Source organism: Candidatus Accumulibacter necessarius, from assembly GCF_036625085.1.
Map to the genome: position 1 here is coordinate 269,947 of NZ_JAZKUM010000003.1, position 13,815 is coordinate 283,761.

Annotated in this window: 13 protein-coding genes; 10 read left to right on the plus strand and 3 right to left on the minus strand. The window is 64.0% G+C overall.

Annotated elements, in window-relative coordinates:
• Window positions 1-302 precede the first annotated feature (302 nt).
• Window positions 303-1,304, plus strand: coding sequence for a DUF389 domain-containing protein (locus tag V5B44_RS09385; RefSeq protein ID WP_332358794.1), 1,002 nt, complete (start codon window positions 303-305; stop codon window positions 1,302-1,304).
• Window positions 1,305-1,380: 76 nt separating this feature from the next.
• On the opposite strand, the gene htpX is transcribed toward V5B44_RS09385, so the two are convergent.
• On the minus strand, window positions 1,381-2,259 hold the full coding sequence (gene htpX / locus V5B44_RS09390) for a protease HtpX (RefSeq protein ID WP_332358795.1): 879 nt from the start codon (window positions 2,257-2,259) through the stop codon (window positions 1,381-1,383).
• Window positions 2,260-2,443: 184 nt separating this feature from the next.
• Window positions 2,444-2,839 (minus strand): HPF/RaiA family ribosome-associated protein, encoded by a 396-nt coding sequence (locus V5B44_RS09395; protein WP_332358796.1) that lies wholly within the window; start codon window positions 2,837-2,839, stop codon window positions 2,444-2,446.
• Between the two features lie 112 nt (window positions 2,840-2,951).
• Here V5B44_RS09395 and nhaR point away from each other — a divergent pair, with 112 nt between their 5' ends.
• Both nhaR and V5B44_RS09405 read left to right on the plus strand, forming a co-directional pair.
• A complete protein-coding gene (nhaR, locus tag V5B44_RS09400; RefSeq protein ID WP_332358797.1) occupies window positions 2,952-3,977 on the plus strand; it encodes a transcriptional activator NhaR in 1,026 nt (341 codons plus the stop codon).
• 118 nt (window positions 3,978-4,095) lie between these two features.
• Window positions 4,096-5,007, plus strand: a complete 912-nt coding sequence (locus V5B44_RS09405) for a Tim44 domain-containing protein (protein WP_332358798.1) — start codon at window positions 4,096-4,098, stop codon at window positions 5,005-5,007.
• Window positions 5,008-5,123: 116 nt separating this feature from the next.
• Here the strand turns inward: V5B44_RS09405 and V5B44_RS09410 are convergent, their stop codons facing one another.
• Window positions 5,124-5,867 (minus strand): M50 family metallopeptidase, encoded by a 744-nt coding sequence (locus tag V5B44_RS09410; protein ID WP_332358799.1) that lies wholly within the window; start codon window positions 5,865-5,867, stop codon window positions 5,124-5,126.
• Window positions 5,868-5,958: 91 nt separating this feature from the next.
• Here V5B44_RS09410 and V5B44_RS09415 point away from each other — a divergent pair, with 91 nt between their 5' ends.
• The 7 genes from V5B44_RS09415 to V5B44_RS09445 all read left to right on the plus strand — a co-directional run bounded on the left by V5B44_RS09415 (window position 5,959) and on the right by V5B44_RS09445 (window position 13,807).
• Window positions 5,959-6,714, plus strand: coding sequence for a hypothetical protein (locus V5B44_RS09415; RefSeq protein WP_332358800.1), 756 nt, complete (start codon window positions 5,959-5,961; stop codon window positions 6,712-6,714).
• A gap of 24 nt (window positions 6,715-6,738) precedes the next feature.
• Window positions 6,739-8,430: a phosphate ABC transporter substrate-binding/OmpA family protein gene (locus tag V5B44_RS09420; RefSeq protein WP_332358801.1), complete on the plus strand. Its 1,692-nt coding sequence runs from the start codon at window positions 6,739-6,741 to the stop codon at window positions 8,428-8,430.
• A gap of 20 nt (window positions 8,431-8,450) precedes the next feature.
• A complete protein-coding gene (locus tag V5B44_RS09425) occupies window positions 8,451-9,248 on the plus strand; it encodes an ABC transporter permease (RefSeq protein ID WP_332358802.1) in 798 nt (265 codons plus the stop codon).
• A gap of 8 nt (window positions 9,249-9,256) precedes the next feature.
• Window positions 9,257-10,120 (plus strand): ABC transporter ATP-binding protein, encoded by an 864-nt coding sequence (locus V5B44_RS09430; RefSeq protein WP_332358803.1) that lies wholly within the window; start codon window positions 9,257-9,259, stop codon window positions 10,118-10,120.
• A gap of 2 nt (window positions 10,121-10,122) precedes the next feature.
• Window positions 10,123-11,007 carry a hypothetical protein gene (locus V5B44_RS09435; RefSeq protein WP_332358804.1) on the plus strand — a complete coding sequence of 295 codons (885 nt, stop codon included), beginning with the start codon at window positions 10,123-10,125 and terminating at the stop codon, window positions 11,005-11,007.
• 108 nt (window positions 11,008-11,115) lie between these two features.
• Entirely contained in the window at window positions 11,116-11,826 is a 711-nt protein-coding gene (locus tag V5B44_RS09440; protein WP_332358806.1) for a PspA/IM30 family protein, read from the plus strand.
• A gap of 49 nt (window positions 11,827-11,875) precedes the next feature.
• Window positions 11,876-13,807, plus strand: coding sequence for an ATP-binding protein (locus V5B44_RS09445; RefSeq protein ID WP_332358807.1), 1,932 nt, complete (start codon window positions 11,876-11,878; stop codon window positions 13,805-13,807).
• Window positions 13,808-13,815 lie beyond the last annotated feature (8 nt).

The following is a 13,815-nucleotide window of genomic DNA, read 5'->3' on the forward strand; positions in this document are numbered from 1 at the left end:
GGGCTCCCGCGCCAAGATGCCAGATTGACGCCGTTTGCTGAGGGCTCATATACTCTGATTGGTACCGTTGGATTTCTTGTTCTCCCGTGATGCTCTCGTCGCCTTCGGCCTACACGAGCTGTTCGTTGATGCTGACTGCGCGGGCACGTTCCGTGCTCTGCCCGGCATTGGTGCGATTGCCCTGGCGGCGCACGCTCCCGCTTGCCACCTGTGGCTCTTCTGGGCTATGGGCGCACCGTGTGAGGGGCGTGCACAGAGCAGGGTGTAGCAGGGGTGTAGCAGTGGCCCTGAAGGAGAAAGGTATGGGACAGTTCAGCGAGTTGTTGCATGGGGGGCCGGTAGACGCGGTCGAGATTGCGCGCGTGCGCGAGGTTATCCTGTTCGAGGAGCCGGCTCTGCGCGAGAGACTCGTGCGCTTCGGGGCGCTGCTTACCCTGGCATCGGCGATCGCGACCTTCGGCTTGTACGGGGATTCGGTGGCGGCCGTGATCGGCGCCATGATCGTCGCGCCACTCATGCTTCCAATCATGGGCCTGGCATTCGCCATCAGCATCGGCGATCTGCGCGCGATCCGGAGTTCCCTCGTCGTCGGCATAGGTGGGATCGCAACCGCTATCGGCGTTGGCTACCTCATCGCGCTGCTGATGCCGAGTTCCTTCGACCCAACGAACGTCGGACAAATCATGGTCCGCACCACCCCGCGCCTGATCGACCTGCTTGCGGCGCTCGCCACGGGCCTCGCAGGGGCCTTCGCCATCGGCCGCAGGGATGTCTCGGACACGTTGCCGGGCGTGGCCATTGCCATCTCGCTGGTCCCCCCGCTGGCCAACGCGGGCATCCTGTTGGGCGCCGGCCGGCACGACCTGGCGCTCGGGAGCGTGCTGCTGTTCGTGACCAACTACGTTGCCATTCTGCTGACGGGATCGTTCGTGTTCGGCCTCATGGGATTCCCGGCGGCTGCGCTGTCGGGGGCAACGCGACGCGCCAGGCACTTCGCAATAGCCACCGTTCTTGTGATGATCGTCCTCATCGCCGTCCCCCTCGGGCTCGCAAGTCGCGGTGTGATTCGTGACAATCTGGTTGAAAGCCGAGTCACCGAAGTGACCAAGTCCTGGACTGCGGGCACGGGCTACCGCTTGATGTCGGTAACGGCGAGCGACGAAAAGGTCAGCGTCGTTGTCACCGGTACTGGCGCAGTTCCTCCCCAGGAAGGTTTGGAGGCGCAGCTGGACGGGCAGATCTACGGGATGCGTGTGCGCGTGACCGCGATTCCGGCGCAGATTCTCGAGTTCGCCACCCGGTAGGGATCCGGAGGATGCCCACACGGCACTCCACTGCCCAGCCGGTTGGCGAACTTGTGGCCGAGTTTGCCGTCAGGCGTCAAGAACCGCGTTGCAGGGCAGCGATGCGCTGCTCAATCGGCGGATGGCTGGAGAACAGTTCCATCCAGCCGGGGCGTCCGTTGATGCCGGCTGTGGCGACGTTCTGCGGCAGTTCTCCAGCTTCCATGCCGCCAAGGCGGCGCAGCGCCGCCATCATCGGTCGCGGCGAGCCGATCAACTGCGCGGCGCCGGCGTCAGCGCGGAATTCTCGCTGCCGCGAGAAATGCATGACGATGATGCTGGCCAGAATGCCGAAGACGATGTCGCAGATGACGACGGTAATGGTGTAGCCGATTCCCGGCCCCGAGTGTTCATCGCTGCCCCGGCGCAGCGCCGAATCGACTAGCCAACCCACGACGCGGGCAATGAAGATTACGAAGGTGTTGACCACGCCCTGGATCAGGGTCAAGGTCACCATGTCGCCATTGGCGATGTGAGCGACCTCGTGGGCGATCACCGCCTCGGCCTCTTCGCGCGTCATCGTCTGCAGCAAGCCGGTGGAGACAGCGACCAGCGAGTTGTTGCGGCTGGCGCCGGTGGCGAAGGCGTTGGGTTCGCCCTCATAGATCGCCACTTCCGGCATTGACAGGCCGGCTTTGTCGGCAAAGCGGCGCACGGTGTCGACTAGCCAGAACTCGGTTGAGTTGCCGGGCGTTTCGATCACCCTTGCGCCGGTGCTCCACTTGGCGATGGTCTTGGACATCCACAATGAAATGAAGGATCCACCGAAGCCCATGAGCAGGGCAAAAAACAGCAGCTTGCCGAGGTCGAGGCCGCTGCCGGTAAAGAACCTGTGAGCGCCGGTGAGCGTGCTGACGATACCCAGCACGAGCATGATGGCCAGGTTGGTGCCGATGAGCAACATGATGCGTTTCATGATTCGATCTCCGTGAAAACTGTAGGCCGGGTCAGTCGCGGCGGTTCATCAAGCCGAGCAACTGAGTCAGCGGGCAAAACGGTTGCAGCGGGCGACGACCAGCTTGACTGCCGACATCCCCGCGTTGTCGTGTCCAGGGTTGTTGATGCTGAACTTTTTCAAGATCGGATTCAAGAGGCTGTTTTCAAGGGATGGCAACCAGTGACGTGGCGCCCGCTGCTGCCGCGGCAGTAGCCACCTGCACGCCGCGCGTGTCGCGCGGGCCCACGTGGCGATTCTCTCGCAGTCGCGCGACCCGGCGTGCCAGCGTCCGTCCGGCGCGATCGACGGCGCGATCGATGGCGACGTAGAGATCGGTCTCGATATCCTGTACGACCACGTCTGCCGCTCCGGCCATGGTCACCTGGACGCGGCAGCACTTGTCCTCGCCACCGCGCGGCCCGTTGAGGTCGGAAAGGCCGACGGAAACCCTCCTGACATGGTGATGGGCCCAGTCGAGGGCAAAACGCAAGCGTCGTTCGACGTGCTCGCGCAGGCCCGGAGAGAGGTCAAAGCCTCTGGCTTGAATGACGATCTGCATGGCAGTGCTCCAGCTGTGTTGGATGGAGAAGTCAGTCTAGGGCATCGAAAGACATCTGCCAAATCGAATATAATTTACTAACAGTTCCGATTTTATGGAGTATAACGAGTTCATGGCCACGCTCAACTACAAGCACCTGCGCTATTTTTGGATGGTCGCCAAGTCCGGTGCCATCGCGCGCGCTGGCGAGCAACTGCACCTCACGCCGCAGGCGATCAGCGGCCAGTTGCGTGAACTGGAAGACGCCCTGGGGGTGGAGTTGTTCCGTCGGGCGGGTCGCGGCCTCGAGGTCACCGACGCCGGCCGGCGCATCCTGAGCTATGCCGAGGAAATCTTCGCCCTCGGCGACGAGTTGCTCGAGGTGGCGCGCGACCAGACGACGAGGAAAAGCCTGTTGTTCACCGTCGGCATCGCCGATTCGGTGCCGAAGTCGGTTGCCCATCGCCTGGTCGAGCCGGCCCTGCGCCTGCCGGAAGCGGTGCGACTGGTCTGTCGCGAAGGTCGCCTGACGGCATTGCTTGCCGAACTGGCCGTACATCGGCTGGACATGGTGATCGCCGACCGGCCGATGCCGTCCAATTTGAACGTACGCGGCTACAGTCACCTGCTTGGCGAAAGCGACTTGACGGTCTTCGGCGCGGCGACCTTGCTCAAGACATTGGATGGGACATTTCCAGCCCTGCTCCAGGGTGCTCCCTTTCTCATGCCGGGCGACGACGTGGCCATCCGGCCCCGGCTCGAGCAATGGTTGGAGGCCCGACGGCTGCATCTGCGCATCGTCGGCGAATTTGACGATAGCGCGTTGCTGAAGGCCTTCGGGCAAGCAGGCGCCGGACTGTTCGTGGCGCCGACGGCGATCGCTGCCTACGTTTGCGAAGAGTATCGCGTCAGCCCGGTCGGTCGAATCGAATCCATCAGTGAACAGCTGTTTGCCATTACCACCGAGCGCCGGTTGAGCCATCCGGCCATCGTTGCCATCAGCCAGGCGGCGCGAGATGAAGTGTTCACCACTCCGGCCGCAGTCTCGCGCTCTGATGCGCAGACCGACAGCGGCGAGCCGGGGAAGCCGGCGCGTTCACCGCGGACGCGCTCCCGATCGACGAAGACGCCCCGTAACATGAGCGATGACCGGCCCTGACCGGATGCTGTGCAAACTCTGATTTTCTGGAAGTATTGTTACGGATAATTCTGCTTTTCTCTTTCCTGGGGAGCGTCTATCGTGCGCTTCTCGATCCTCATATTTACAGGAGACACCGATGAAAACTCTTTCTCTGCTGGCCGCCGTTCTGGCGCTCGGCCTGACGCTGACAGTTGGCGATGCAGAAGCGGCCAAACGGCTGGGCGCGGGCAAGTCCTCCGGCATGCAGCGCGAGTCCGTCACCGCCGACAAGTCCGCCTCTCCCGCGATGGCGCCGAATGCTGCCAGGTCGCAGCCGGCTGCAGGCGCTCCGCAGGCGCAGCCGAAGCGTTCGTGGATGGGCCCGCTGGCCGGTCTTGCCGCCGGTCTCGGCCTGGCCGCGCTGGCTTCCCACTTCGGCTTCGGCGAGGAACTCGCTTCCATGCTCATGATCGGCCTCCTGGTGATGGCGGTGTTGGTCGTCGTCGGTCTGATCATGCGCCGTCGCGCCGCGGCGCAAGCGGCCAGCGGCACCGGCGGTCTGCAGTACGCAGCGGCCGGTCCCGACAGCGCGCCGGGCCGGCGTGCCATGGCCGAGCCCTTGCTGCCAGCCGCGGGCGCCGCTGAACCGGTTGCCGGTGCTATCAGTACGGTCAGCGGTGCCGGGGTTGGCAACATCCCCGCGGACTTCGATGCCGCCGGATTCGTGCGCAACGCCAAAGTCAGCTTCATCCGCCTGCAGGCCGCCAACGATGCCGGCAATCTGGACGACATCCGCGACTTCACAACGCCGGAGATGTTCGCGGAAATCAGGATGAACATTTCCGAACGCGGCAGCGTGACCCAGGAAACCGACGTGGTCAGCATTGACGCCCAGGTTCTCGATGTCGCCGAGGAAGCTGCCCGCTACGTGGTCAGCGTACGCTTCACCGGTCTGATCCGGGAAGAAAGGGACGCCGCAGCGGAGCCGGTGGACGAGATCTGGCACATGGTAAAGCCGCGCGATGGTCGAGGCGGCTGGGTGCTGGCAGGTATTCAACAGGTTCAGTAAGCCGGAACCGCTCCGGCGGACAAAGCCAACAGCCGCTCGTATCGTTCAACCCCTGTCCGGTGGTCCCGGCAGGGGTTTTTCTTGCCGGGCCTTCAGGGAGAGCCTGGCCGCCGTGCTTACCCCGATGATCGCGGCCGCGTGGCTATCCACAGGCCCAAGGTCAGGACGGCAAGCGACATTGTGGCGATGACGCCGCCCCAGAACCAGTATGGCAGCCAGAGCACCCGAGCGATGACGGCGGTGTCGGAGGGGTGATCCACTCCGCCGACACTGGCACTGGCGGAGAACATGTAGTCGAGATGCTGAAACCAGCTCAGGCAGAGGACGGCGCCGGTAAGGCGCACGACGAAAGTCGCGCTGCGGTCGTTGAGCCACAGCGCCGCGACGGCAAAGAAGACGGCGCAGGCAAGCAGGAAGATGACGCCGAAGGGATTGCGCGTCCACGACGCGACGACGACCAGCAGACTGCTGGCAACCAGCCAGAGCAGCAGCCGGCTTTGCCGGGTCGAGCGGGCCAGAATGAGCAGCAGGCTACCGGCAATGCTGGGCCCCAGCAGGCCGCCAGTTGCCACCAGTGCGGTTGCGAGACGGCCCGGCGAACCCTGCCAGGTCGCCATGCCGGTGCCGTCGGCGTGAAGGACAAAGCTGTGGAATTCGGCGCCGACCAGCAGGGCGGCGAACCCATGGCCGAGTTCGTGGGCGCAGGTCGCCAGCAGTGAGAGCGGATAGAGAATCGCCTGCCCGTACGGAAGTTGCCAGATGACGACGATGAGCAGCAATACCCAGAGCAAGGCGCGCAAGGGATGCTCGGCTGCTGCAGCAACCGGCAGACGCGGCGGGATGCCGGGCAGGGGGCTCATTGTTCGGTAAATCCTTGCATTGCAAGCTTTCGTTCGTATAATCCCTGACTCTGCCGGGTCCTGCGACGCGGCAAGCATTCCGGGAGTTGGCATGAAGGGTATCTTGAATCTGCTGGCGAAAGCAAAGCTGATTGACCTGTCGGAAGAAGAGCGACTGGCGGCGTCAAGCGAGCTCCCTCGGGCGGCGCTGGCGGCAAAGGTAGAGACTTTGGCCGAGCGACCGAGTCCTCCGGAAGAAGGGATCTCGCCGAATGCCGCGCCACCGCCGCGCGAGCTTCCATCGCTGGCGGACGCCTGCCCGGAGCAGGATAGCCCGACCCTGGCTGACCATGCCGAGGAAGGCCGTGCCTTTGAGGACATTTTCGCGGCGGCTGGCGTTCCCGTATCGCCCTATCCGGCTGAGAAGCTGCTGCGCCTTCTTGAAGGCTTGCGCGCCATGGACGCCGGCACCCGCAAGGCGGCAGTGCTGGCGATGGATGCGGCCGACGACAACTGGGAGATGGGCGATTGCCTGCGCGACGCGGAACTGAAGATCGTGGCGCTGGAAGACCACAAGAGGCAGTTGACGGCGCAGATGCAGAACCGCGAGCAGCAGTCGGCCGAACTTGTCAACCAGATCAAGCGGGTGCTCGAGGACGCGACAGTGGCGATCCGGAAGCAGATTGCCGAACTCGAGCAGTTACTGGAGCGCGAAGTGACCCGCGCCGCTCAGGAAATGACCAGCGTCGAGGCAGGTCTGCGTGCGGCGCGGGAGGCCGCGTCGCGCGAGACACGCCGCATGGATGCCGAGATCGAGCGCCTGCGTGAAATCCCGACCACTTTCAAGGCGCCTGGCGCCGCTCACTGAAATTCCGAGCAAGGAGAAAAACACATGGCTCAACTCACGCCGCTGGCCAAGGGGCTGATCACCGTCATCGTTCTTGGCGTCGCCGGTTCGCTGGCCTGGAATTTCGGGCTCAAGGAGCGCTTTGCCGGTGGCGAGCCCACGGCAACGAAGCCGGTGGCTGCCACGCCCGAAACTGCCACCGGGAGCAAGCCGACACCGCCACCCAAGGCGGCGACGGCGGAAGACAGGAATGCGCCGCTCGGCAGTGCCGCCAATCCGCTCAAGGTCAGTCTGGTCAGTTTTCATGGCTACGCCCCGGCGCTGGTGGCCAACGGCAACGATCTCAACACGCAGCCGGGGTCGATCTACGGCAAACTGGGGGTCAATGTCCGCTTCGTGATTCAGGACGACATCCCGACGCTGGCTACCATCTTTGAATCCGGCGCCGCACACTGCGCCTGGCGGACTTCGGATTTCTGGGCGCAGGAGCAGCCCAACCTGCGTAACGCCGGCCTTGATGGCAAGGCGGTGATGATCGTTGACAACACCCAGGGCGGCGACGCGGTGATCGCCCGTGAGCCCGCGGTGAAAGCGGTCGAGGATCTGGCGGGTCGCTCGGTGGCGCTGCTCCAGTTCACGCCCTCGCACGGCATGCTGATCGACGCCCTCGACAACTCTTCGCTGACCGCGCGCAGGAAGGACAGCGTCAAGCTTGTGTTCATCAATGCCGAGGAGGGCACCGCCGGCGTGCGCGCTGCCCTCGAGTCCGGCGCCGTTGAAGCGGCCGTGCTGTGGGATCCGGATCTGGCTCTGGCCTTGCGCAACGTCAAGGGGGCGCATGTCGTCTACTCGACCAAGACGGCAACCAACCTGATCTTTGACGTCATGGTCTGCGACGCACGTTTGCTGGCCAAGCCGGAAGGGCAGGCGGTGGTGCAGAAGTTTGTGCAGGGGTGGATGGAAGGCGTGCAGGTAGCGCGTGCCAACCCCGACAACGCAGTGGAAGCGCTGGTCAGGACGCAGGAGTTCTTCAAGCTGCTGGCCGACAAGGAGGGCCGGCCGTTCGTCAAGAGCCTGTTCTCCAATCTGGTGTGGACCGGCGTCGAGGACAACGCGCGCATTCTCGGTCTGGCCGGTGGTACCAACCACTACGAGCGGGTCTACAAGCGCTTCGACGAGATCTATCGCAAGGCGGGTGCGCTAGCCAATCCCAAGTCGCCGGTGATCGCGCCGCAGGACAGTTTCGACTACCGCTTCATCAAGGCCATGCTCGGGCAGAACAAGGCGGCGGCGGAGGCGGCGGCGAAGCCGCAGGAGACCTTCACCCAGTCGGCGCTGAAGGAGGCGACGCAGCAACAGGCGATGGTCACCAAGCCGGTGACGGTTGGTTTCGCCTCGGGCAGCGCGGAGTTGACCAAACGGGCGCAGAAGACAGTCGACACGGAAATGGTGCCGTTCATCGAGAACAACGGCAAGGCCTACTTTGAAGTCAGCGGCAATTCTGATGCGACCGGTGCTCGCGAGGTGAACCTCCGGTTGTCGGCAGCGCGCGCGCGGGCAGTGGTGGACTACCTCGTGACGCAATGGGAGTTCCCGCGCGAGCGCTTCAAGATCGTCGGCAACGGCCCGGACCGTCCGCTTTGCGTCGAGGCCGACGCGGCCAATGAAGGGCTGTCGATCGAAGATTGCCGGGCAATGAACCGGACGACGCGGGTGGCTGTGTTCGGCGGTCGCTGAGCATCGCCTGGATCTGACTGATGATCGACTTCTGGAACCCGTACGCGCCGCTGGCTAGCCGGCAGCGGCGCTTGCTCGGCGTCGGTTCGGTGCTGGCGCTGTTGCTCGCGTGGAGCCTGGTGGCGGCGTCGGGACTGGTCAGTCCAACCAAGCTGCCGGCACCCTGGGATGTGCTCGCCGCGCTGTCGTACCTGAGCTGGCACGAAGGCGACAGCATGCTGTTAACGGCGACGCTGTGGTCGGTCGGCCGGTTGCTTGTTGCCGGCATGCTGGTGATCGTCATCGGCATTCCCGTCGGTATTGTCATGGGCGCTGCGCCGCAAGTGAACGCCGCCCTGTCGCCACTGGTCGACCCTTTCCGTTCGGCGCCGGTGGTCGCGCTGCTGCCCATCCTGGTGATGTGGCTGGGTATCGGCGAGACAATGAAGATCGCCTTTCTGTTCATCGGCGCGGTGGTCTATCTGATTCCCATGGTCCGTGACGCCATCCAGGCGGTGCCGCAGAGCTACTGGATTGGCGCCCGCGACCTCGGCGCGACACCGTGGGAATGTATCTACAGGGCGGTCATTCCGATGGCCATGCCGCGCATCGCCGATGCCGTCATCGTTGCTTTTTCCGTGATGTGGACCTACATCACCGTTGCCGAATACGTCAATGCGCGCCAGGGGCTCGGGCAGTTGATCCAGAATGCCCGGCGCTTTAGCGCCTGGGATCAGGTGTTCGCCGGCATCATTGTGATCATCGCGCTGGCCCTGGCAACCTATCAGTTCATGGTCTGGCTCAAGCGCCGCCTCTATCCATGGGAGACCCAGCAGTGAGCTCGGGCATGGAGAAACCAGCTGCTGCTGCGGGCACGGGGGCTGCGGCCAAGTCCTTGTCGGTGGTTCTCAGGGACATCGTGCAGGAGTACCCGACGGCTGGCGGGGACCTGACGCGCGTCATCGACAGGGTTTCCCTCAGCTTCGACCAGCCGGGCATCAACATGCTGCTCGGGCCCTCCGGCTGCGGCAAGAGCACCCTGCTTCACATGCTCGGCGGGGTGCGGCCGATGGGCGTCGATACGCCGACTGCGGGGGCAGTGTTGATCGATGGTGTCGAGTGTCAAGGTCCGCACGACGATGCGGTGATGGTCTTTCAGCGCTATGCCAATCGGCCGGATCTGACGGTGTTCGACAACGTGGCCTTTCCGTTTCGGCTCAAGCTCTGGAAATCGCTTGTGCCGGAAGTGGAGTGGCGCCAGCGCGTCGCTGAAATCCTCAAGGCGGTTGGTCTTTCCGACAAGCTGGGTCTGCGTCCGGCGCAGCTCTCGGGTGGCCAGAACCAGCGCGTGGCGCTGGCGCGTGCGCTCGTTCTGCGACCACGCATTCTGCTGATGGACGAACCCTTCGGGGCGCTGGATGCGCAAACGCGTGATGAAATGCAGCGGCTGTTGATCGAGTTGTACCAGTCCTGGCCGTGTCTGGTGGTCTTCGTAACGCACGATGTGACCGAGGCGCTGGTGCTCGGTGACCGTGTCATCGTCCTGTCCACCCAACCAGCCCGCGTCGCCGACGATTTCGTGATCAGCGAAGCGAGGCCGCGCTCAGCCAGTTGGCAGCGCTCGCGCGAAGCGCAGGCGCTCGAGGAGCGGATACTCGAACAACTTCATCAAGCCAGTCCCGGCAAGGGTCAGGTCAGGGTGACGGTGTAACCGTGGCCGAGGAGAAGCCCTCCTATGTCAGGGAAGTTCTGACCAGTCAGACCAATCTCTACGCCTTTCTCGGTTCGCTGGCGGTGGGTGCGGTACTCTCCATTCCCTTTGGTTTCGGCGTTGGCGTGGTGCCGCTTATCGCGTTTGCTGCCGGCGATATCCTCGCCGCAGTGCACATTCCGTCGCTGCCGACCTTTCGCGACAAAGTGGATCGTCGCTGGCGGGCGAGGGTTCGCCAAGCTTCGCGCGAGCAGTTGATGATGGAGATTCAGAAGCGTTCCGGCAAGCGGACGCTTCCCTCGGCGAACTTGCGCACGTACCAGCGCATGTACGAACGCGTGCAGTCGCTCTACCAGCGTGCCGACACCGGGCATGGCCGTCTGGCCTACCGTGATGTCGAGCAGCTGGACGATGTGACACTCGAGTACCTGGCGCTGTGGCTGGCGCTCCTGGTCATGGACGACCGCGCCGAGTCGGTCAATCTACGCGAGGTCGAACTCAAGGTGGCGGCGCTGGAAAGGGAACTGGCGGCCCCGCGTCCCGGCACCGATCTGCGGCAATTGCAGAAGGCGCGTGCCGATTACGTGGCGATCATCGAGCGGCACAACCGTATGCTCAGCCGCCGGCGAGCACTCGAGGCGGCGATGCTGTCGATGCCTGACCAGCTCGACGAGATCTATCAGACGATCATGACGCTGCCGGTGACGGAAGACGTCGGCACGCGGCTCGAGGAGGCGATTGGCAAGTTGCGGCTGCAGGAAGACATCGAGGCTGACCTGGCCAGTGATCTTGCCGATGCCGTGCCGGGTGTCGCGATGCCGACCCCAGCAGCCGTTGCGCGGCAACGGCGTCTGGTGGCCGTAGGCAGCAGCAGCCGGGCGGGCTAGCAGGGCGATCCTGCCGATTCGCCAGCGATGGCCAGCGATTTGAAGAGGCTCAGCTTCATTGGGTAAACAAGTATGGCCGGCGGACCGGCTGACGAAAGGAAGAACGCGATGGCTGACATCAATTTTCTCGGACGCCTGTCCAATTTATGGTCGGGTTTTGTCTCGCTATGGATCACCGATGTCGAGAAGCGGCATCCCGAAATCGCTTACCAGAACGCCATAGACTCGATGATCGAGAAGTACGGCAAGCTGAAGAGCGCCACTGCCGCGATCATGCGCCGACGCGAGGAGATCTCGGCGCGGCTAGAAAGCGAGCGATCGGAACTCGCCGCGATCTCGGCCGACCTCAATGCGGCGCTGGCCACCGGCCAGGACGAACTCGGCATCGTGCTGATCCAGAAGAAGAACGCACTCGAGGCCAGTCTCAAGACGCTGGAGCAGGAAATGGAACAGGCCCGCGGTGACGCGCAGGAGGCGAAGGATTCGCTGATTCAGGTCAAGGCCGAAATCCAGAAGCTGAAGGACGAAAAGGATCGCATGCTGGCCCAGATGCACAGCGCGCAGGCGCGGCTGAAGATTCAGAACCAGCTCGACGGCCTGTCGGTCGATGCCGAGGTGCGGGCGCTCGACAACGTCCGAGAACACATCAAGAACACCGTCGCCGAGGCCAAGATGGGCAGCGAACTGCGCGACTCCGACCTCGATGTCAAGCTTGCCAAGCTGCGGCAGAGCAGCGGCGCGATCACTGCCCGCCAGCAGCTCGAAGAGATGAAGCGCGCGCGCAGCGCGCAGACCGATAGCGCCGGCAAGTCGATGTGATGTGTTGTTTGATACGGGATGTAGGCGGCTCCCCCGCCCGGGTCTGTGCGTGAGCCCTGAGAGCAACGGCCGCCCGGCGCTGCCGGCATGGGCCGAAACCCTGCGCCAGAAATATCTGGCTGGCGAGGCGTCGGTGTTCGTGCTGTACCGCAACGTCTTTGACCGCTATCAGGTGGGCGAACGCTACTACACGCTGCTGCCCTTCCTCAGCGGGGTGCTGCTCAAGGACAACAAGCAGCACATCTTCGAGCTGAGCATCGACCGCGGCGTGCGCGTCATTCAGGGCGGGAGTGCGGAAGAAAAGGCCGAACTCTATCGCCATCTCGAAGGCAAGGGACTGACCGGGATCTTCGAGTCGCTCGAACGCCAGATGCGCGAGCAACGTTCCAGCGCGCTGCTGATTCCCTATGCCGGCACTATCTTCCCCGCGGCGGAGTTGCACTTCCTCTCGCTGGAGGAACGCGGTGCCTTCACGGCGCTGCATCGCTGGTCGCTTGACGAGCAGTTTGCCGATCGCGACAACGTCGTCATCCTGGTCAGCGAATCGCTGGCCGATGTCAGCCCGGCATTGCTGACGCATCCGCGCGTCGTGGCGATCGAGCTGCCGATGCCCGATCGTGCCAACCGGCACGCGGCCATCCGGCACTACGCGCCAGGCATGCAGGCGGCTGAGACTGCACAGCTGGCCGACCAGACCGCCGGCCTGCGCCTGATACAACTGGCCAGCATCGTCGCCAGCGAGGCGCCGCAGGCTATGAGTCAGGCGCAGCGGCGGACGCTGATTGCCGGCCTGCTGCAGGGTAGCCCGCAGGCCGCCGAGCGCGCCGAGAAGCTGGCTGCGATCACCGCCGGCATGACCCCTGGCGAAATCCGTCAACTCGTCGATCCAACGCGTGCACTGCCCGAGAACAGCGATCCGGCGAGCGAGATGATGGCTGTGGTTCGCCAGCGCAAACGCGAGCTGATCGAAAAGGAATGCGCCGGTCTGATCGAATTCATCGAACCGCGCCATGGCCTCGAGACGGTGGGCGGTAATGCGCACATAAAGGGCGAATTGCTCGACATCGCGCGCCTGATCGTCAGCGGCGACCGTGCCCGGGCGCCAATGGGGCTGCTCGCGGTAGGCCCGATGGGCGCCGGCAAGACCTTCGTCATCAAGGCCTTCCTCAAGGAGGCGGGGCTATCCGGTATCGCCTTGAAGAACTTTCGCTCGAAATGGGTTGGCTCGACCGAGGCCAATCTCGACCGCGTCCTGGCGACGGTGAAGGCGATGGGACCGATCGCCCTGGTCATTGACGAAGGCGATCGCAGCTTCGGCAAGCAAGGCGACGATGCCGACGGCGGCACCAGTTCGCGCGTCATTGCCCGACTCAAGGAGTTCATGTCCGATCCGGAGAATCGCGGCCAGGTGCTGTTCATCCTGATGACCAACCGTCCCGACAAGCTCGATACCGACATCAAACGCCCAGGTCGCCTTGACCGGAAGATTCCCTTCTTTTACGCCGAGACCGCGGCCGAGCGCGCCGCCGTCGTCAGCGCGGTCTTTCGGCGCTACGACGTTCCGGTCGACCTCCCGGAAGACAGCCTGGTCGCCGCCTGTGAGGCGCTCGCAGGCTATTCGAACGCCGACCTCGAAGCGCTTGCCTTGCTCGCCGCCGAGTTTGCCGAGCGTATGGAGCATAGGGAGGGTTCCGCTACGCCGCTGCCTGAGACGGTCGATTCGCGCACGCGCGCGGGAGAAACTGCAGCACCCGTGGCGGCCGCGAGTTCGGCCGTCATCCCGGCCGTCAACGCGGCGATTCTCGCCCGCGCCATCGACGATTTCATGCCACCGCAGGAAACGACCATGGTGCGCTACATGGAGATGCTGGCGGTGGCGGAAACATCACGGCGCTCGTTGCTGCCGCAACGTTTCCGGTCGCTCTCCGCAGGCGAGGTTCAGGAACAGCTTGCCGAACTGCGCCGCCAGATCCACTCTTGAAGGAGTTC